This is a genomic window from Xanthomonas sp. JL1, from assembly GCF_038405005.1.
In genome coordinates, this window is the sequence record NZ_JBBYGR010000048.1 from 1 (window position 1) to 19,298 (window position 19,298).

Sequence of the window (19,298 nt, forward strand, 5' to 3'; positions counted from 1 at the left end):
TCGCACACCGCTTCATCGGACAGGTCGTAGGCGTGCTTGAGGTAAAGCAGCCCGGCGATCAGACGCATCGGCAATGCGGGTCGACCGCCTGTGCTGGTGGTGGCCGGCAACTGCGGCGACAGCGCCTGTTCCAACGCACTCCACGGCAGCCGATGGCTCAGCTGGACCAGCGGATGGCGCACGTCGATCTGGTTCTCCAGGCGCGAACGACACAGCTCATCGGCAGGCAACTGCTCGGCAGCAGGACGGCGTGTCCGCATGGGCGAAAACTGCCAGAAACCAGGACGTAGCGTAACGAACACTGGCAATTCCAGCACACCGAAAACGCAGATGAAGCCTTGCAATGGATGTGGTCTGGGGGTTTTTCAGGGGCGACCAAATAAGCTCCACTGCGCCGATGAAATACCGGCCTTGGCTGCGGTATGGTCCGGATCGGCGTACTGCTGCTTTTCGGCCAGCGCTCGGATGACGTAGGTCAGTTGTCCGAAAGTCAGCTCGTGGATCTGGGTTTGGTAGCCCGGCATGATGACATCGCATGGTCGCCAGACGACGGCACTGGCGTGAAAAGAACGCGCACTGGTACAGCCGGAACCGACCGTCAAGCGCAAGAGTTGCGTGTGGCCCGTGCATGCTACGGCAAAACGATGCCCACGCTCGCTTGCACACTGCCGTGCGTGCGCGGCTTTCAGTGAGCATTTCAGCAGCAACGATGCAAAGTCGTTGGCGTAGGCAACAAGCAGTTCTCGCGGATGATGGTCATCGACGCTTTGCTGCCGAGGCGATATCGAAGACGCACTGGATGTTTCTGGCGCTCGCAATCTGCATGGAAAACACCGCAGCCGCAGCGCTTAACTCCAACGATGGCTTTACCCGCGCGTAGCCATCGCTGATCACCTTGTCGGGTGATGGCAGTGCGTTCTACATCCGTGCACTGACGCTGTGTGTCATGCCGGTTGGCATTGCCCATGTGTTGCGGTCAGGCGCAGGCATCGTGCCGACCGCTGGCGGTATGGATCCTGCATCGGCCGCAACTAGAGGCATGGCCGAGCCCGGACATGGCACTGCTCCTGGCCGGCGTGCATCTATGTGTTTTCCAGGATCCATCGCATTAGGCCGCAATGGCTGGCCCGGCCATACGGGGAAAACTCATGGATGTGACGAATCGCATCACCGGGCTCAACTAGACTGTGGTCACGGGAATGGCCCCGTGGAGAACATCACTTGAACGATCGCGTTCACGGAGAGCTACGGGCGCCTCATATCAGCGAGTCTCGCAGCCTGCCTGTCGAGAAGCATCGCTCGGACATCTTTTTTGCTGCGGTGGAGACCACGCGCATGCCGATGACGGTGACCGATCCGCATCTTCCGGATAATCCCATCGTGTTCGCCAACCGTGCGTTTCTGGAAATGACCGGGTATTCGGCCGAGGAGGTCATCGGCAACAACTGCCGCTTTCTGCAGGGTCCCGAGACCGACCCGGCCAGCATCAGCGATGTCCGTCAATCGATCGAAACCCGCAGCGAATTCGCCACCGAGGTGCTGAATTACCGCAAGGATGGCTCGTCGTTCTGGAATGCGTTGTTCGTCTCGCCGGTGTTCGACGACCATGGCAACCTGGTGTATTTCTTCGGGTCGCAGCTGGATGTGAGCCGGCGCCGCGATGCCGAAGATGCGTTGCGTCAGGCGCAGAAGATGGAAGCGCTGGGCCAGTTGACCGGCGGCATTGCGCACGATTTCAACAACCTGCTGCAGGTCATGTCCGGACATCTGGAAGTGATTCAGATGATGGCCAGTGCTGGTGCCGGTAACGCCGAGCGGATTGCCTTCAGTGCAGAACATGCGGCCGCAGCGGCGGCCAAGGCGGCCACCTTGACCCAGCAATTGCTGGCGTTTTCGCGCAAGCAGAAATTGCGCGGGCGGGTGGTCAACCTCAACGGGTTGGTGTCCGGCATGAACAATATGGCCGAGCGCGCGCTGGGCGGCGGCATCACGTTGCGTCAGTCGCTGGAAGAGGGGCTGTGGAATTGCCAGATCGACACCACGCAGGCCGAAGTGGCGCTGTTGAACGTGTTGATCAATGCACGCGACGCGATGGCGCAGGCCGAGCGCAAGGAAGTCACCGTGCAGACCCAGAACGTGGAGGTCACCACCCACGATCTGGCGATGTATCACCAGCTGGCACCGGGCCGATACGTGAGCATCGCCGTCAGCGACACGGGTTCGGGCATGCCGCCCGAGGTGGTCAGCCGGGTGATGGAGCCATTCTTCACCACCAAGGACGAAGGGCAGGGCACCGGCCTGGGCTTGTCGATGGGTATGGCTTCGTCAAACAGTCTGGCGGCACCGTGCGCATCTACAGCGAAGTGGGCGAAGGCACCACGGTACGGCTGTATTTTCCTGCATCCAGCAAATTCGAAAATGACTTGCAGGCAGCCAAAAGCCGCGCAATCGACAAGGGCGGCAACGAAACAATTCTTGTGGTGGAAGACAAGCAGGATGTGGCGGTAGTGGCGCGGATGTTTCTGGAAAATGCCGGTTACCGCATCCTGTCGGCGTCCAGCGGACGCGAGGCGGTGGAGGTATTGGGAAAGAATCCGGAGGTGGATGCACTGTTCACCGACCTGATCATGCCCGGCGGCATGAACGGTGTGATGCTTGCCCGTGAGGCGCGCCGCATGTTGCCGAAGATCAAGATCCTGCTCACCACCGGCTACGCCGACGCCAGCATTCAGCGCACCGATGTCGGTGGCGCCGAGTTCGATGTGGTCAACAAGCCCTATACGCAGAAGGAATTGCTCAAGCGCATCCGTATGCTGCTGGATGGGCCCACCGGTGTGGGTTGAGACGGGATGTTGCAGCGTGCAATGCCGCTGCTGCGGGCGGCATCGCATGGCGACTGACGTTGGATTTCAAGACTTCTTTCATCCGCCGCATCGATGCACGGACCGACCGTGGAACGTGAAGAATCCGGTTGATGCGCCTTGCAGTCGAGGCTGCCGCGGATTTGCCATTGGCTAGGTCGACTGCGCGGTGCGCAGCGTGTCGACAAAGCCACCGACGCCATCGCGGGCGGACAATACAGCGAACACTTCGCTCGATGGCCTGCCCCATCCCAGGTAATGCGTGCGGCAGGTTGATGCGCAACGGAGCATCCAGGAGCCGCAAACCGCAGGTGCGAAGCCCAACTCCCGAATCCCGGCGCTTACACTACTCCTCGCCAAGCGGCGCCACATACCCGTCGGGCTTGTCGGCATTGCGCTCAAACAGGAACTTCTGCAGCTCGGTTTCGAGAAAGGCGCGGTGCTTGGGGTCGCGCGGTGACAGCCGGTTTTCGTTGATGAGCATGGTCTGATGCGCCAGCCACGCTTGCCAGGCGGTCTTGCCGATGTGCGCGAAGATGCGCTGGCCGAGTTCGCCCGGATACGGCACGAAATCCAGGCCTTCGGCGTCGCTTTGCTGGTAGTGGCAGAACACGGTACGGGACATGCGGATTCCTTTGGGAGACACGCTTATAACGCGTCGAGCAACTTGCGGATCGGCGCCGGCAGACCCAGCGATGCAAGGTCGGTAGGCGCCACCCAGCGTAGATCGTCATTGTCGCGCACCGCGGCACGCAGTGCGACCTTGCGTAGGCGCAAGGGCTGCAGACGCAGGCGGTAATGGCTGAAGGTGTGCACGATCAACGGCATCTCTTCGGCACGCTCGTAGTCGCCTTCGATATGCGCCGCGAACCATGCGCGCATGCCGCTGTCGGTCTCGGCCTGCGGCAGCGTCCAGAGCGAAGCCCAGATGCCGGTGGGCGGGCGACGCTGTAGCAGGATGTGACCCTCGGCATTGCGCAGTAGCAGCGCGGTGGCTTCGCGTTCGGGCAGTTGTTTGCCGGGTTTAGGCGTAGGCAGTGCTTCGACCAGGCCGTCGCGGCGCGCGCTGCAATCGTGCTGCAGCGGGCACAGCACGCACGCGGGTTTGGCGCGCGTGCACAGCGTGGCGCCAAAATCCATCTGCGCTTGTGTGTAGTCGGCCAGCCGGCCGGGCGGGACGTGTGCGACATGCGCAGCGGCCAGTTGCCACAACTGTTTTTCGATCACCGGCAGGCCGGGATAGCCGCCGATACCGTGAAAGCGCGTGAGCACGCGTTTGACGTTGCCATCCATGATGGCGAAGGGATCATTCCAGGCTTGGCTCAGGATGGCGCCTGCAGTGCTCCGGCCGATGCCTGGCAACGCGAGCAGTGCATCGAAGTCGCGCGGTAATTGGCCACCATGCAGGGTGACGCATTGTTTGGCGGCAGCGTGCAGATTGCGTGCGCGGGCGTAGTAGCCCAGCCCGGCCCAATGCGCCATCACGGTGTCGTTGTCGGCTGCCGCCAGGTCGGCCAGCGCAGGGAAGCGCGCCACGAACTTGTGGAAGTACGGAATGACCACAGTGACCTGGGTCTGTTGCAGCATGATTTCCGACAGCCACACCCGATACGGCGCGCGCGGATGCTGCCAGGGCAGATCGTGACGGCCGTGGGCGTCGAACCAATGCAGCAGGCGGTCGACAAATGCGTCAGCGGAGGGTGTGGCGTGGTTGGCTGGCATGAGCGCTGTTGGCGATGAAGAGCGGCTAACAAAACGTAGCGAGCAGCTGTCAGGTGGGCATGGAGGGCGCGCTCAGAACCGGAGTGTACGACTGGTACATGCCGTTCCGAGCACCGGCCGCGCCCGCCTGGCGGCTGCGCAGTCGTTTTGTTAGCCGCGCTAAGGGCGATGGGGTCAGAACGGTGGACAGGATTTGCGGCGCGCGTCCTGTGCTGCGGTTACTCAGCGCAGCGGCAACGCGATGCCAGCCAAGTAACGTTCGCAGAAAAATCCTTCATCGCCGGGCCAATGCGGTGCGGCCGGCGCACGGTCGTACACCAACGAAGCATCGGCCCGACAGTGCTGTCGCAGGCAAGGATTGTGCGAACTCCAGCACCCGCCTTGCCTGCGACCAATCGTGTGACACCTGCCGCACCGTGCAACCTGCCTGTAGCGCCTGCGCGCACAGCCGCTGCAACTGCGGGCAGGCATCTTCCCATCAACCGCCCAATGCGTCCGGCAACAGTGCGTCGACGAAGGCAACCGGATCGAACACGCGCAGATCTTCCGGGCGTTCGCCGATGCCGGCAAAGCGGATCGGGATATTGAACTCGCGCGCCAATGCGAACACCACGCCGCCCTTGGCGGTGCCATCGAGCTTGGTCACGACCAGGCCAGTGACACCAACCGCGGCATGGAACTGTCGCAGCTGCGAAATGGCGTTCTGGCCGGTGGTGCCGTCGATGACCATCAAGACCTCGTGCGGCGCGGCAGCGTCGATCTTGCCGAGCACGCGGCGGATCTTGCCCAGCTCGTTCATCAGCCCGGTCTGGGTGTGCAGGCGGCCGGCGGTATCGGCGATCAACACGTCGGTGCCGCGTGCCTTGGCGGCCTGCAGCGCGTCGAACGCGACCGACGCGGCATCGGCGTTCTGCCCCTGCGCGATCACCGCCACGCCGTTGCGGTCGCCCCAGGCCTGCAACTGCGCTACGGCAGCGGCACGGAAAGTATCGCCCGCGGCCAGCATCAGGCTGTTGCCTTCGTCCTTGAAGCGCTTGGCCAGCTTGCCGATGGTGGTGGTCTTGCCGACGCCGTTGACGCCGACGGTGAGCACGACGAACGGCTTGCGCGCACGGTCGATGACCAGCGGCTTGGAGACCGGCTGCAGCAATGCGATGAGATCGGCGCGCAGTGCCTTGAACATCGCTTGCGCATCGACGAATTCGCGCGATTTCATGCGCTTGCGCAGGCCTTCGATCAGCGCGGTGGTAGCGCCGATGCCGACGTCGGCGGTGATCAACGCGGTTTCGATTTCATCCAGCAGATCGTCGTCGAGCTTGGGGTTGCGCGAGAACAGGCCGCCGAAGCTGCGGGCGAAGGTGCTGTTGCGCAACCGCTCGCGCCAGCCGGGTTTGCCTGCCGGCGCAGCCGGCATTGCGTCGTGCTGGCCGACGATGCTGTCGCTGTCTTGCGTGGTCGGCAGCGGCGTGTTGACGATGGCCGGTGCGGCGACCGTCGGCGCAGCGTTTGCAGGCGCTGCAGCAACCGGAGCTGCGGCAGCCGATGGAATAATAGGTGCAGGCGCTGCGACCGGAGGAGCGACGACTGGCGGCGCGGTGACCGGCGGTGCAGGCGCGGCGTCAGACGGCGTCGGTGTGGTCTGTGGCTGTCCCACTACTGGCGGCACCACCACAGTGACTGGCGTGCTCAGCGCACTGGCGGGAGTCGGGTCGGGCAGCGCCTGCAATGCGGTCGGCGGAGGCGCAGCCGGTGCTGCAGGTGTGCTCGGAACGGCAGCGATGCTCTGCGCTTGGCCAGTGCGCGCAGCAATCTCCTGCGCAAGCTGATCGGCGGGCGCGGCGGCAGGCGGCGTCGCAGCGACCGGTGCAGGCGCAGCAGCTTCGGTGCGCGCCGCAGCAGGAGTGCCTGGAGCGACAGCCGGCGCTGCGGCTGTGTCTATCCGTGGCTCGGCATGAGGCATCGCCTCGACCGGCGATGCCGGGGGGGCGGCAGACGGCGCGGTGGGGAATGCGGCTGCCAGTTCTTCCAGGCTATAGCGTGAGGTGCGCGAGCTCTCGGGCGTGGTTGGCTTGTTGCGGCGAAAAAAGCTGGCCATTGGCAACGCAAAAGGGGAAACCAGGAATTCTATCACCCGGGCCTTCCGACGCCTTGACGCGCCCTTAGCGCAGCGCGCTGGCTGAGCGCTGCGCATGCACCGCAACGCCACGTGCATGGCGAGTCGACTGCGCTCGCCAATGCGCGGCGGATCCTGCCGAATTCGGCATTTGTGCCGGCTATGTGTCAATGCGAACTTCTGTGCCTATAGCTGACCTTTCAGTGCACGGTAATCGCGTGGCGTCATGCCGACCGTGGCCTTGAACTGACGCGCAAAGGCGCTCTGGTCGGCAAAGCCGCACTGTTGCCCAATGCTGGCGATGCTGTCGTCGCCGTACAGCAGTCGCATCGCCGATTCAATACGCAACTTGGTCAACAGTTGTTGCGGGGTGACCTGAAACACGCGGCGGAAGTGGCGCTCCAACTGCGCCACCGATAGCCCCGCCAGGGCGGCCAGGCTTTGCACGCGCAGGTTGTCGCCGAAGTTGGCCTGCATGTGTTCCATCACCTGGCTCAAGCGTTCGTAAGCGGAGTGACGGCTGTCGGGCTGGCCCAGATCGCGCGAGATGCCGACCACGCCGATCACCTCATTGGCCTCGCACAACGGGCGTTTGAAGGTCAGGCACCAACCCGGCAGGCGGTTGGGATACAGATGCACTTCGAGCTGGTTATCGATGAGCTCGCCGCATAGCACGCGGCGGTCTTGCATCATGTAGCTGCCGCCCAGCGGCAAGGGGAAGACCTCCAGCGGCGAATGACCGATGATCTCGCTGCGTAGCTTGCTTCCCAGCCGGCGCACGAGGGTCAGGTTGCAGTGGGTGTAGCGGCCCTCACTGTCCTTGATGAAGAACACCACATCCGGCAGTGCGTCGAACAGCGTCTGCATTTCCAGAGCGGGCAGGTTGAGGTCCATCAGGGTCATGGTAGCGGTCACGATTAGACGGCTGCACGAATGTGCAACCCAGCGATGATCCTAGCGCAAACGCGCGGCGTTGATGGGGGTAAATTGTGCAGATTTCCGCATTTTGAATTCGCATTGGACGCTAGTCGTCCACGGGCCGGCAATGGGAGCATGCGTCATGCACATCATCGATGTCATCGACTCCCATACGGCCGGCGAGCCTACCCGTGTGGTCCTCTCCGGTTTCCCCGATCTGGGCGATGGCGACCTGGCGCAATGCCGCGATCGCTTCCGCAGCGAGTTCGACCAGTGGCGCAGCGCCATCGCCTGCGAACCGCGTGGGTCGGACACTATGGTGGGTGCCCTCTTGCTGCCGCCGCGCGACCAGAGCGCCTGCACAGGGGTGATCTTCTTCAACAACGTGGGCTACCTGGGCATGTGCGGGCACGGCACCATTGGAGTGGTACGCACGCTTGCCGAGCTGGGGCGCATCGCGCCGGGCCGACACCGGATCGAGACGCCGGTAGGCACCGTTGGAGTGGAGCTGGCCGACGACGGCACGGTGTCGGTGGATAATGTCGACAGCTATCGCTTCGCCAGCGGCGTGGAGGTCGAGGTGCCGGGGCATGGCCGGGTCCGTGGCGACGTGGCCTGGGGCGGCAACTGGTTCTTCATCAGCGAGCAAGCGCCCTGTGCGCTGGATCTGGCGCATCAGCGTGAGCTGACGGCCTATGCCGAAGCGATTCGGCTGGCGCTGGAAGCGGCCGGTATCACGGGTGAGGCCGGTGGCGAGATCGACCATATTGAAGTCAATGGCACCGCGCCCGATGGCAGCGGTGTGGCGCGCAATTTCGTGCTGTGCCCGGGTCTGGCCTATGACCGCTCGCCTTGCGGCACCGGCACCAGCGCCAAGCTGGCGTGTCTGTCGGCGGACGGCAAGCTGGGCGAAGGCGAGCGCTGGGTGCAGCAAGGCATTCTGGGCAGCGCCTTCGAAGGCAGTTATCGCCTGAGCGGACGTGGCATTGCCCCGCGGATCCGTGGGCAGGCGTACATCACCGCACGCGCGCAGTTGGTGATCGACCCGGCCGACCCGTTCGTCTGGGGCATCGTGGCCTGATGCAATCCGAGCAGCCCCCGCGGGTGCTCGTGTCGGCCACGCCGTCGGCCGATGCGGCGTCTGCTGCGATGGCCGGAGCGTCGTCGGGGCCTGCATTCGGCGTCGGTGCCGACTCCCGATCCGGCTTGGCAACGTCTGCCACTTCCACGCGACGCAGTTACGACCTGATCGTGATCGGCGCCGGCATCGTGGGCGCGGCCTGCGCCGAAGCCGCGGCGGGCGAAGGGCTGCGCGTGGCGATCGTCGAGCCGGGACCGATCGGCGGCGGTTCCACCGCAGCGGCGATGGGGCACCTGGTCGCGATGGACGACGACCCGGCCGAGCTGGCGTTGTCGGCGTATTCGCTTTACTTGTGGGAGCGCTTCGCCACGCTGAGCAACGCGGAATTCAGCCGCTGCGGCACGCTGTGGGTGGCCCGCGATGCGCACGAATTGGCGGCGGTACCGGCCAAGATCGCCCGCCTGGCGACGGCCGGCCTGCATGCCGAAGCGATCGATGCGGCGCAGCTGTACGCGCTGGAGCCGCAGCTGGTGCCCGGGCTGGCGGGCGGCATGCGCGTGCCTGACGAAGCAGTGGTGTACCCGCCACGGGTGGCGCGGCATTTGGTGGGCCTAGCCTGTACGTCCGGGGCGCGGTTATTTGCCGGCCGCAGCGTGGCCCAGCTGCAGGCACACGCGGTGCGTCTGGACGATGGGCAGGTGCTCTCGGGCCCGGTGTTGGTCGCCAGCGGCGTGTCCTTGCCGCAGTTGCTGCCCGAACTGGCGTTGCGCCCGCGCAAGGGCCACTTGGTCATCACCGACCGGCACCCGGGGTTGATCCGGCATCAGTTGCTGGAACTCGGTTATGCCGATTCGGCGCATGGTGCCGACGACACCAGCGTGGCCTTCAATGTGCAGCCGCGGCCGACCGGGCAGATGTTGATCGGCTCCTCGCGCCAATTCGGCGAGCACGATCGCGCGCTGTCGATGCCGGTGCTGCAGCAGATGTTGCAGCGCGCATTCGCGTATCTGCCGGTGCTGCGCGAGCTGCAGGCGATCCGCGTGTGGACCGGTTTGCGTCCCGCCACGCCCGATGGGCGCCCGTATCTAGGGGCGGTGCCCGGCCGTCGCGATGTGTGGGTGGCCGCCGGTCATGAGGGGCTGGGAGTCACCACGGCACTGGGGAGCGCACGGGTGATCGTGGACAGCCTGCTCGGGCGCACGCCGGCCATCGACCCGGCGCCGTATGCACCGGCGCGTGCCATGCACGGTGCGCCCGCATGAGCGCGAGGGTGCGTCTGCACGTGGATGCGCAACTGGTCGAAGTGCCGGCCGGTGCCAGCGTGGCGGCGGCCGTGGCGCAGGCCACGTTGCGGTTCCGCGAATCCAGCAGCGGGCAACCGCGCGCGCCCTTGTGCGGCATGGGCGTGTGCTTCGAATGCCGCGTGCGCATCGATGGCATCGGTCAGCAGCGCGCCTGCCTGGTGGACGCGCGCGATGGCATGCAGGTGCGCACCGATGGCTGAGCGCGTGCTGCATTTCGATGTGTTGGTCGTCGGCGCCGGCCCGGCCGGGCTGGCAGCGGCGCAGGCGGCGGCCAGCCAAGGTGTGCGCGTGGGCGTGGTGGACATGCAACCGCGTGCCGGCGGGCAGGTATGGCGCAGCGATGTGCAACACGGCGCGCCGGCCGATGCGCGCGTGCTGTTGCAGCAGGTGGCGGGCAACGCAGCGATCATGGTGTTGACGCGCACGCAGATTCTGCTCGCGCAACCGGACTGGTTACTGGCCGATGGCCCGGACGGCACGCTGCAACTGCATTACGCCGCGTTGGTGCTGGCTACCGGTGCGCGCGAACTGCTGCTGCCGTTTCCAGGGTGGACCTTGCCCGGCGTCACCGGGGCCGGCGCGGCGCAGGCGCTTGCGAAGCAGGGTTGGCCGCTGAGCGGCAAGCGCGTGCTGGTGGCTGGGAGCGGCCCCTTGCTGTTGGCCAGTGCGGCCACGTTGCAACAACATGGCGCGCAGCTACTCGGCATCCACGAGCAAACCTCGGCAGCGGCGTTGCGGCAGTTCGCGCTGCAATTGTGGCGCTGGCCGGGTAAGGCCGCACAGGCCGCGGCGTTGCGCTTTCAGCTGCGTGTAGTCGCGTATCGCGCCGGCAGCGTTGTGGTCGCCGCGCATGGCGACACGCAGCTGCGCGAAGTCGAACTCGAAGGTCCCACCGGCCGCACGCGGATCGCCTGCGATCACTTGGCGGTGGGCTACGGACTGGTACCCAACACCGAGCTTGCGCAATTGCTGGGTTGCCAGTTGCAGGCCTACGGTGCGCACCAGCAGGTGCAGGTCGATACGCTGCTGCGCACCAGCGTCACCCAGGTATTTGCCGCTGGCGAAGTTTGTGGCATCGGCGGGAGCGATTGCGCCTTGATTGAAGGTGCGATGGCCGGGCATATGGCCGCCGACGCCCCGGACGCTGCGCTGCGCCTGCAGCCACGCCGGCGCGCGGCGCGTGCGTTTGCCGATTTGCTGCAGCAGCAATTCGTGCTGGACCCGCGCATCCGCGCACTGGCGCAACCGGAGACGCTGATCTGCCGCTGCGAAGACGTGCCGCTGTGCGCACTGGACAACTTCCAGGACGCACGCGACGCCAAGCTCGCCTCGCGCTGCGGCATGGGCGCCTGCCAGGGCCGCATCTGCGGGACTGCGCTGGCCGAGCTTGGCCGTTGCCCGCCCACTCTTTCCACCGACGCCGGCCGCCGCCCGCCGTTGTTCCCGGTCCGCCTCGTGGCGCTGGCCGACTCGTTCACTTCCGACTCGCAAGGGAATCACCCATGAGCATTGCCACGTTCTGGCACGGCGTGTTGCCGGCCATCACCACCCCGTTCACCGCCAACGGCGAGATCGACCACGACTTCCTCGGCACGCACGCGAACCAGTTGGTGGATGCCGGTTGCACTGCGATCGTGCCGCTGGGCTCGTTGGGCGAGGCCGCCACCTTGAGCGTGGAGGACAAGCTGGCGATTCTGCGCACGCTGGTCACCGCCTTGAACGGCCGCGTGCCGGTGGTGCCGGGCATCGCCAGCCTCGCCACTGGCGAAGCAGTCGCGCTGGCCAAGGCGGCCAAGGACATCGGCTGCGGTGGCTTGATGGTGCTGCCGCCGTACGTGTATTCCACCGACTGGCGCGAGATGGGCGCGCATGTGCGCGCGGTGATCGCCGCGACCGATCTGCCGGTGATCCTGTACAACAACCCGGTGGCCTACAAGACCGATTTCGGTCCGGCGCAGATCGCCGAGCTGGCTGCCGAATTCCCGAACCTGCAGGCAGTGAAGGAATCCTCCGGCGATGTGCGCCGCTTCGCCGCGCTGCAGGAATTGCTGGGCGACCGCCTGGCGCTGCTGGTCGGCATGGACGATGCCATCGTCGAGGGCCTGAGCATGGGCGCCAAGGGCTGGATCGCCGGCCTGGTCAATGCATATCCGAAAGAATCGGTGCGCCTGTTCGAACTCGCTCGCGATGGCGGGTACCCGGCAGCCAAGGAGCTTTACCATTGGTTCCTGCCGCTGCTGCGCCTGGATACCGTGCCCACCTTCGTGCAGCTGATCAAATTGGTGCAGGCAAAGGTAGGCATGGGCAGCGAGCAGGTGCGTGCACCGCGGCTGGTGGTGGCCGGTGCAGAGCGCGATGCCGCGTTGAAGGTGATCGACCATGCCATTGCCACTGCGCCCAAGCTGTCGTGATGGTGCAATGACGCGGCCATCGCATGCTGTGCCTGCGGGTGCGCGCAGGATGCGGCTTCCACGAATTCGCGGCACGCGCCGTACCTGCGTGTGCTGCGATGCGTCCGCCGCTGCGGATGTGGCATCCAGTGCTGCATCCTCATCACCTTTCTGGTCGGCCGCTGGCGCACAGTGCGCAGGCCCTGCATCCCTGTCACCGAAGGTGCCGCAATGAACGATACGAACCACTCCAGTCCCACGACCACGGCAGAGATCCTGCTCGGTGGCCGATGGCAACGCAGCGGTGCCGCTACCGGCAGCTTCCGCGCCGCCAACCCGGCCACCGGCGAGCCGATCGGGCCGCATTTTCCGATCAGTGGTGCGGACGATGTGGAAGCGGCCGTCGTTGCGGCGCAGGCAGTGGCAGCGGAACTCGTGGCCGCGCCGGTCGAGCGCATCGCTGCCTTTCTGGAAAGCTACGCCGACGCGCTGGATGCCGATGCCGACGCCCTGGTTGCACTGGCGCATGCCGAGACGGCGTTGCCGGCGCCCACCCGCCTGCGTGGCAACGAACTGCCGCGCACCAGCGGGCAACTGCGTCAGGCCGCAAACGCGGTGCGGAGTTATAGCTGGACCCAGCCCATCATCGACAGCGCGGCCGATCTGCGTTCGCACCTGGCGCCGCTGGGCAAGCCGGTGCTGGTGTTCGGGCCGAACAATTTTCCGTTCGCCTTCAATGCGATTGCCGGTAGCGATTTCGCCTCGGCGATTGCCGCGCGCAATCCGGTCATCGCCAAGGCGCATCCGCTGCATCCGGTCACCAGCCAGCGCATGGCGCAGTTGGCACATCGCGCGCTGGTCGGGTCCGGTCTTCCTGCGGCAGCCGTGCAGCTGCTGTATCACTTCGACAATACGATCGGCGTGCGGCTCGCTGGCGATGCGCGACTCGGCGCGATCGGCTTTACCGGCAGCCGTGCCGGCGGGCTGACGCTGAAGGCAGCGGCAGATGTGGCCGGCGTGCCGTTCTATGCCGAGCTGTCCAGCGTCAACCCGGTGTTCCTGTTGCCCGGCGCGCTGGCCGAACGCGGCGATGCGCTTGCGCAGGAATTCTTCGCATCCTGCACGCTCGGTAGCGGCCAGTTTTGCACCAATCCCGGCGTGGTCGTGGTGCCGCATGGCGTGGCCGGCGATGCGTTTGTGGCAGCCACCAGGGCGCATTTCGAAGCGGCCATGCCGATGGTGCTGTTCTCCGCGTCCGGCGTGCATGGTGTGCAACGTGGTGTGGCGGACTTGCGTGCTGCCGGTGCCGGCATGCTGGCCGGCGGTCACACCGGCGAAGATGGCTACCGCTATGCACCCACCTTGTTGAGCGTGGATGCGCAGGCCTTCATCGCCAACCCGCAGGCGTTGCAGGCCGAAGCCTTCGGCCCGGTGAGCCTGCTGGTGCGCGCAGCCGATGTGGCGCAAATGGCAGAGGTGGCTGCCGCGTTCGAAGGCAACCTCACCGGCACGCTGTACCGCGCCGCCGACGGCAGCGACGATGCGGCATGGCAGGCCATCGCCCCGGTGCTGCGCGCGCGGGTAGGGCGGTTGATCAATAGCAAGATGCCAACCGGCGTAGCAGTGAGCGCCGCGCAGAACCATGGCGGCCCGTTCCCGAGCACGGGGCATCCGGGATTCACTGCGGTGGGTATGCCCGGTGCCATCCGCCGTTTTGCCGCCCTGCACAGTTACGACGCGGTACCCGATGCGCTGCTGCCTGCTGAATTACGTCAACGCAATCCAGGCGGCGTGGCGCGTTTGGTCGATGGGCAGTGGAGCACCGCCGATCTTGGAGCGGGCGCATGAGCAGCCAGATCGGCGGGCTGTCGCTGGAGCAGGCGCGCGCGCAGCTGGCACCGTGGACCCAACGCGCCGCGCCGATCGCCGCGGGCGAATACGAGCGCCGCATCGAGCGCGCACGTCGTTTGATGCGCGCGCATGGCGTGGATGCGCTGTTGATCGGCGCCGGCACCTCGCTGCGCTATTTCACCGGCGTGCCATGGGGGGCGAGCGAACGTCTGGTAGCGTTGCTGCTGATGCTGGACGGCGACCCGGTATTGATCTGCCCCGCATTCGAAGAAGGCTCGCTGGATGCGGTGCTGAAGATCCCGGTGGCTAAATACCTGTGGGAAGAACACGACGACCCGTACGTACTGGTGGTGCAGGCCATGAACGAGCGCCATGCGCATGCCTTGGCGCTGGACCCGGGCATTGCATTCGCCGTGCACACCGGTCTGCGCGCCCATCTGGGCAAGGCGATTCGCGATGCCGGCGTCATCATCGATGGCTGCCGCATGTGCAAGTCGCCGGCCGAGCTGGCATTGATGCAGCAGGCCTGCGAGATGACCTTGCTGGTGCAGCGGCTGGCTGCGGGCATCGCGTACGAGGGCATCGGCACCGATCAACTGGTGCGCTTCATCGATGAGGCGCATCGCGCGCTGGGCGCGGATAACGGTTCGACCTTCTGCATCGTGCAGTACGGCCATGCCACCGCGTTTCCGCACGGCATTCCCGGTGTGCAGCACCTGCGCGAAGGCGAGCTGGTGCTGATCGATACCGGCTGCACCGTGCAGGGCTACCACTCCGACATCACCCGCACCTGGATCTATGGTGCCCCCAATGATGCGCAGCGGCGCATCTGGGACCTGGAACAGGCCGCGCAGGCGGCGGCGTTTGCGGCGATACGCCCCGGCGTGGCGTGCGAGGCGGTGGATCAGGCGGCACGCACCGTATTGGAAGCTGCCGGGCTCGGCCCCGACTATCGGTTGCCCGGCCTGCCGCATCGCACCGGTCACGGTTGCGGGTTAGCGATTCACGAGGCGCCGTATCTGGTGCGCGGCAATGCGCTGCCGCTGCAGCCGGGCATGTGCGCCAGCAACGAGCCGATGATCGTGGTGCCGGAGCAGTTCGGTGTGCGCTTGGAAGACCATTTCTACGTCACCGATGCCGGCGCGCAGTGGTTCACGCCGCCGTCGGTGGCGATCGATCAACCGTTTGCCTGAATCTGCAAGGGTTCACGCGCGCGTAGGAGCGCACCCGGGCGCGACGGACATTCCCGAGTAACGCCATTCGCGCTCAGGCGCGCTCCGACCGCTGTTCTTGCATCTAGGAGTGAATGCATGAAGCACCTGCGTCCTGTCGCCATCGGTCCGGTTGTCGCCGGTTTACTCGCAGCCGCGTTGTTCACCGCCTGCAAGCCGGTGCCGCCTGCAGCGGAGCAGGCGGCTACACCTGCCTCCGCCTCGACCGGCGAGCAGGCTGCCAAGGCCTTCGACACGCTGCTGGACAAGCAGTGGCAGTACCAACTGCAGCACAACCCGGAGTTCGCCAGCATCATCGGCGACAAGCGTTACAACGACCGCTGGAGCGATGACTCGCTGGAAGCCGTGCAAGCAGATCGCACCGCAACGGCCGACCTGCTCAAGCAGTTCGAAGCAGTGGATGCCAAGACGCTGGACGAACAGCGCCAGCTCAGCCTGCAGATGATGCTGGGCCAGTTGCGCGACACGCTGGAAGGCATCGATCTGAAGACCTATGCGATGCCGCTGGAACCGATTGGCGGCATACAGCTGGCGCTGGCCGGGTATGGCGACGCATTCCCGTTCGAAAACGCCAAGGACTATCAGGATTACATCAAGCGCCTGCAGACCATTCCGACGGTGATCGACCAGGTGATCGCGGTGTCGCGCCAAGGTGCCAAGGATGGCCTCACCCAGCCGCGGTATCTGCTGGAGCGCCTGCCCGAGCAGATCGACAAGATTGCCGCGTTGACCGGCGAGCAAAGCCCGTTCGCCTCGCCGTTGAAAAAGCGCGGCGCCGCGGTGCCGGCCGATCAACGCGATGTGCTGCGCAAACAACTGCTCGCAGCGATCGACCAGCAGGTGCGCCCTGCCTACGGCAAGCTGGCCGCGTTCGTGCGCGAGGAATACGCCGCGCAAGGGCGCGCGCAGGAAGGCCTGTGGTCGCTGCCCGATGGCGAGCGCCGTTATCGCTATGCCATCCATACCCAGACCACCACCGATATGGCGCCGGAGGACATCCACCAGATCGGTTTGAAGGAGGTCGCGCGCATCGAAGGCGAGATGACGGTGATCGCCAAGGCACAGGGTTTTGCCGATCTGGCGAGCTTCCGCAAGTCAGTGGAGACTGACACGCGCCACTTCGCCACCTCGGGCGAGCAGATTCTGCAGCAGTACCGCCAGTACATCGCGGCGATGGAACCGGAGCTGCCCAAGCTGTTCGGTCATCTGCCCAACACCCCGCTGGACGTGCAGGCGATGCCGGCGTTCCGGCGCACCGCACCGGGCGCCGAATACTGGCAGAGCAATCCGAAAGGCACCAAGCCAGCAATCGTGAAGGTCAACACCAGCGACTTCGCCAGCCGCACGCTGATCAATATCGAAACCACGGCCTATCACGAAGGCGTGCCGGGCCATCACCTGCAGATTTCGCTCGCGCAGACGCTGCCGTTGCCGCCGTTCCGCCAGCAGGCCGGCTACAACGCCTATATCGAAGGCTGGGCGCTGTATGCCGAGCGCCTCGGCAAGGAGATCGGTTTCTTCAAGGATCCGTACAACGATTACGGGCGTCTGTCTGGAGAATTGCTGCGCGCCAATCGGCTGGTGCTCGATACCGGTGTGCATTACAAGCACTGGAATCGCCAGCAAATGGTGGATTTCTTCCACGCGCATCCGTCAGACGACGAGCCCAGCATCCAGTCCGAAACCGACCGCTACATCGTGTGGCCGGGCCAGGCGCTGGGCTACAAGCTCGGCCAGCTGCAGATCCTGGCATTGCGTGCGGAAGCGGAAAAAGAACTTGGCGAGCGCTTCGATGTGCGCGCCTTCCATGATGCGGTGCTCGGCGGCGGTGCGATGCCGCTGGCGATGCTGCAGCAACGCGTGCGGCAGTGGATTGCGCAGGCCAAGACGACACCGGAGGCAAACAAATGACGAAGGGCAGCGTATTACGTGCGAGCGCATTGAGTCTGTTGATCGCAGCCAGCCTGAGCGGTCTGGCCCTGCCGGCGCAGGCAGCCGACGCCGCTGTGGCGGCCACGCAGGCCAGCGCAGCGGCACGCTTCAAGGCCTTGTACACGCGCGAATGGCGCTGGCGGCAAGCCCAGGCGTCCGGCGCGGTGGATGAGGACAATCAGGCCACGCAGGAGCAGCAATCCGATCATCTGCCCAAGGTCGATGTCGCCACGCAGAATCTGCGCACGGCGTATTGGCAACAGGCGTTGACCGCACTGGATGCCATTCCGCAGGCGCAGTTGTCCGCCGAAGATCAGGTGAGTTACCAGGTGTATCGGCAACAGTTGCAGGTGTTGCTGGATCAGCAGCATTTTCGCGCCTGGGAAATGCCGTTCAACAGCGACTCGGCGTTCTGGAGCGATCTGGGGTTCAGCGCCGAGGCCAAGCTGCGCACGCGCGAGGATTACCAGCGTTATCTGAAGATGTTGGCCGACATCCCGCGCTATTTCACCGAACACACCGACAATATGCGCGCTGGGTTGGCGCGCGGTTTCAGCCAGCCTCGGGTCACGATGACCGGCCGCGACCAATCCATCGCCGATGTGGCGCAGGCCAACGGTGAGGCCAATCCGTTCTACGCGCCGTTCAAGCAAATGCCGGCGACGCTGCCGGCCGATGTGCAGGCGCAACTGCGCCGGCAAGCGGTCAGGGCCATCGATACGCAGGTGGTGCCGGCGTACGCCAGGTTGCTGGACTTCATCCGCAATGAGTACCAGCCGCGTGCGCGCACAACGCTGGCCGCCGAAGCTTTGCCGGACGGGCAGGCGTATTACCGCGCGCAGATTCGCGAGTTCACCACGCTGGATTTGAGCCCCGATCAGATCCATCAGATCGGCTTGCAGGAAGTGGCCAAGCTCCGCAAGCAGATGGACCAGACCATCGCGGCCAGCGGCTTCAAGCCGCCGGCCGGCCAGGCGGTGTTTCCGGCGTTTCTGCATTTCCTGCGTACCGACCCGCAGTTCTACGCCAAGACCCCGGAAGAGTTGCTCAAGCAGGCGGCCTGGATCGCCAAGCGTGTGGACGCCAAGGTGGGCGATTACATCGGCCGGCTGCCGCGCCGACGTTTTGCGATCGAACCGGTGCCGCCGGAGCTGGCACCGTTCTACACCGGTGGCCGCGGTGGGCCGGGCATCTATTTGGTCAACACCTACAACCTGCCGTCGCGGCCGCTGTACAACCTCACCGCGCTGACCTTGCATGAGTCCTCGCCAGGCCACGCATTGCAGATGCCGCTGGCGGCAGAGGCGCAAGGCTTGCCGGAGTTCCGTCGTTACGGCTTTATCTCTGCCTACGGCGAGGGTTGGGCGCTGTATTCGGAGTATCTGGGCCAGGAAATGGGCATGTACGACACGCCCTACGACCGCTTCGGTTACCTGACGTACCAGATGTGGCGCGCCTGCCGGCTGGTGATCGATACCGGCATCCATCACAAGGGCTGGACACGCGAACAGGCCCAGGCCTACCTGCGCGACAACACCGCGTTGAGCGAGCACGAAGTGACCACCGAGGTGGACCGCTATATCGCCTGGCCGGGCCAGGCGCTGTCCTACTACCTGGGCGAGCTGAAAATGCTTGAGCTGCGCCACAAGGCAGAAACTGCACTCGGCGAGAGGTTCGACCTGCGTCACTTCCACGATGCGCTGCTGCAGACCGGTTCGGTGCCGTTGCCGGTGCTGGAAGCACGCATCGACCGCTTTATCGCCGATGGTGGCGTGTCGCCGTATCCAAATGACGACGCCGCAGATGCATCGGCAGAGGCGAACGCGTCTGCCAGCGACTGACACCTGCCGGCACATCATGGCTTTCCTGCAGTAACTGCGCTTTCCACTCTTCG

General features: G+C 65.2%; 13 protein-coding genes, 1 other RNA gene and 3 pseudogenes. 10 read left to right on the forward strand and 7 right to left on the reverse strand.

What is annotated here, in order from left to right; translation table 11 throughout:
- Both WJW29_RS11230 and WJW29_RS11235 read right to left on the reverse strand, forming a co-directional pair.
- Positions 1 to 260 (reverse strand): annotated as a pseudogene (locus WJW29_RS11230) (IS5/IS1182 family transposase); the annotation flags it as partial.
- Positions 261 to 371: 111 nt separating this feature from the next.
- A pseudogene (locus tag WJW29_RS11235) lies at positions 372 to 524 on the reverse strand (SAM-dependent methyltransferase); the annotation flags it as partial.
- A gap of 697 nt (positions 525 to 1,221) precedes the next feature.
- Between WJW29_RS11235 and WJW29_RS11240 the strand changes: the two are divergent.
- Positions 1,222 to 2,843, forward strand: a pseudogene (locus WJW29_RS11240) (hybrid sensor histidine kinase/response regulator).
- A gap of 364 nt (positions 2,844 to 3,207) precedes the next feature.
- Here WJW29_RS11240 and WJW29_RS11245 read toward each other — a convergent pair.
- The 5 genes from WJW29_RS11245 to WJW29_RS11265 all read right to left on the reverse strand — a co-directional run bounded on the left by WJW29_RS11245 (position 3,208) and on the right by WJW29_RS11265 (position 7,599).
- Entirely contained in the window at positions 3,208 to 3,486 is a 279-nt protein-coding gene (locus tag WJW29_RS11245) for an oxidative damage protection protein (protein WP_011409017.1), read from the reverse strand.
- A 23-nt stretch (positions 3,487 to 3,509) separates the two neighbouring features.
- Positions 3,510 to 4,583, reverse strand: coding sequence for an A/G-specific adenine glycosylase (mutY, locus tag WJW29_RS11250; RefSeq protein WP_011259671.1), 1,074 nt, complete (start codon positions 4,581 to 4,583; stop codon positions 3,510 to 3,512).
- Positions 4,584 to 4,606: 23 nt separating this feature from the next.
- Positions 4,607 to 4,683, reverse strand: a non-coding RNA gene (locus WJW29_RS11255) — sX9 sRNA.
- 378 nt (positions 4,684 to 5,061) lie between these two features.
- On the reverse strand, positions 5,062 to 6,678 hold the full coding sequence (ftsY, locus tag WJW29_RS11260) for a signal recognition particle-docking protein FtsY (RefSeq protein ID WP_027703321.1): 1,617 nt from the start codon (positions 6,676 to 6,678) through the stop codon (positions 5,062 to 5,064).
- 204 nt (positions 6,679 to 6,882) lie between these two features.
- Positions 6,883 to 7,599 carry an AraC family transcriptional regulator gene (locus WJW29_RS11265; protein ID WP_011409015.1) on the reverse strand — a complete coding sequence of 239 codons (717 nt, stop codon included), beginning with the start codon at positions 7,597 to 7,599 and terminating at the stop codon, positions 6,883 to 6,885.
- 157 nt (positions 7,600 to 7,756) lie between these two features.
- Here WJW29_RS11265 and WJW29_RS11270 point away from each other — a divergent pair, with 157 nt between their 5' ends.
- The 9 genes from WJW29_RS11270 (at position 7,757) to WJW29_RS11310 (ending at position 19,245) form a co-directional block, all read left to right on the forward strand.
- A complete protein-coding gene (locus WJW29_RS11270; protein ID WP_011409014.1) occupies positions 7,757 to 8,695 on the forward strand; it encodes a proline racemase family protein in 939 nt (312 codons plus the stop codon).
- Entirely contained in the window at positions 8,695 to 9,957 is a 1,263-nt protein-coding gene (locus tag WJW29_RS11275) for an FAD-dependent oxidoreductase (protein WP_011259667.1), read from the forward strand. Before WJW29_RS11270 ends, WJW29_RS11275 begins: the two co-directional genes overlap by 1 nt.
- The gene (locus WJW29_RS11280) at positions 9,954 to 10,199 is read left to right on the forward strand and encodes a 2Fe-2S iron-sulfur cluster-binding protein (protein WP_011259666.1); all 246 of its coding nucleotides are present in this window, start codon (positions 9,954 to 9,956) and stop codon (positions 10,197 to 10,199) included. Before WJW29_RS11275 ends, WJW29_RS11280 begins: the two co-directional genes overlap by 4 nt.
- Entirely contained in the window at positions 10,192 to 11,505 is a 1,314-nt protein-coding gene (locus WJW29_RS11285) for an FAD/NAD(P)-binding oxidoreductase (protein WP_012445437.1), read from the forward strand. Before WJW29_RS11280 ends, WJW29_RS11285 begins: the two co-directional genes overlap by 8 nt.
- Positions 11,502 to 12,410 (forward strand): dihydrodipicolinate synthase family protein, encoded by a 909-nt coding sequence (locus WJW29_RS11290; RefSeq protein ID WP_011259664.1) that lies wholly within the window; start codon positions 11,502 to 11,504, stop codon positions 12,408 to 12,410. The genes WJW29_RS11285 and WJW29_RS11290 overlap by 4 nt, the downstream gene beginning before the upstream one ends.
- Before the next feature lie 210 nt (positions 12,411 to 12,620).
- On the forward strand, positions 12,621 to 14,237 hold the full coding sequence (locus WJW29_RS11295) for an aldehyde dehydrogenase family protein (RefSeq protein WP_011259663.1): 1,617 nt from the start codon (positions 12,621 to 12,623) through the stop codon (positions 14,235 to 14,237).
- Entirely contained in the window at positions 14,234 to 15,433 is a 1,200-nt protein-coding gene (locus tag WJW29_RS11300; RefSeq protein WP_113084338.1) for a Xaa-Pro peptidase family protein, read from the forward strand. Before WJW29_RS11295 ends, WJW29_RS11300 begins: the two co-directional genes overlap by 4 nt.
- A 117-nt stretch (positions 15,434 to 15,550) precedes the next feature.
- Positions 15,551 to 17,383, forward strand: coding sequence for a DUF885 family protein (locus tag WJW29_RS11305; protein ID WP_011259661.1), 1,833 nt, complete (start codon positions 15,551 to 15,553; stop codon positions 17,381 to 17,383).
- A complete protein-coding gene (locus WJW29_RS11310) occupies positions 17,380 to 19,245 on the forward strand; it encodes a DUF885 family protein (RefSeq protein ID WP_011409010.1) in 1,866 nt (621 codons plus the stop codon). Before WJW29_RS11305 ends, WJW29_RS11310 begins: the two co-directional genes overlap by 4 nt.
- Positions 19,246 to 19,298 lie beyond the last annotated feature (53 nt).

Bases quoted from the DNA above. Each gene is read 5' to 3' on its own strand.
- WJW29_RS11245 (WP_011409017.1), bottom strand. From the start codon at position 3,486: ATGTCCCGTACCGTGTTCTGCCACTACCAGCAAAGCGACGCCGAAGGC.
- mutY (WP_011259671.1), bottom strand. From the start codon at position 4,583: ATGCCAGCCAACCACGCCACACCCTCCGCTGACGCATTTGTCGACCGC.
- ftsY (WP_027703321.1), bottom strand. From the start codon at position 6,678: ATGGCCAGCTTTTTTCGCCGCAACAAGCCAACCACGCCCGAGAGCTCG.
- WJW29_RS11265 (WP_011409015.1), bottom strand. From the start codon at position 7,599: ATGACCCTGATGGACCTCAACCTGCCCGCTCTGGAAATGCAGACGCTG.
- WJW29_RS11270 (WP_011409014.1), top strand. From the start codon at position 7,757: ATGCACATCATCGATGTCATCGACTCCCATACGGCCGGCGAGCCTACC.
- WJW29_RS11275 (WP_011259667.1), top strand. From the start codon at position 8,695: ATGCAATCCGAGCAGCCCCCGCGGGTGCTCGTGTCGGCCACGCCGTCG.
- WJW29_RS11280 (WP_011259666.1), top strand. From the start codon at position 9,954: ATGAGCGCGAGGGTGCGTCTGCACGTGGATGCGCAACTGGTCGAAGTG.
- WJW29_RS11285 (WP_012445437.1), top strand. From the start codon at position 10,192: ATGGCTGAGCGCGTGCTGCATTTCGATGTGTTGGTCGTCGGCGCCGGC.
- WJW29_RS11290 (WP_011259664.1), top strand. From the start codon at position 11,502: ATGAGCATTGCCACGTTCTGGCACGGCGTGTTGCCGGCCATCACCACC.
- WJW29_RS11295 (WP_011259663.1), top strand. From the start codon at position 12,621: ATGAACGATACGAACCACTCCAGTCCCACGACCACGGCAGAGATCCTG.
- WJW29_RS11300 (WP_113084338.1), top strand. From the start codon at position 14,234: ATGAGCAGCCAGATCGGCGGGCTGTCGCTGGAGCAGGCGCGCGCGCAG.
- WJW29_RS11305 (WP_011259661.1), top strand. From the start codon at position 15,551: ATGAAGCACCTGCGTCCTGTCGCCATCGGTCCGGTTGTCGCCGGTTTA.
- WJW29_RS11310 (WP_011409010.1), top strand. From the start codon at position 17,380: ATGACGAAGGGCAGCGTATTACGTGCGAGCGCATTGAGTCTGTTGATC.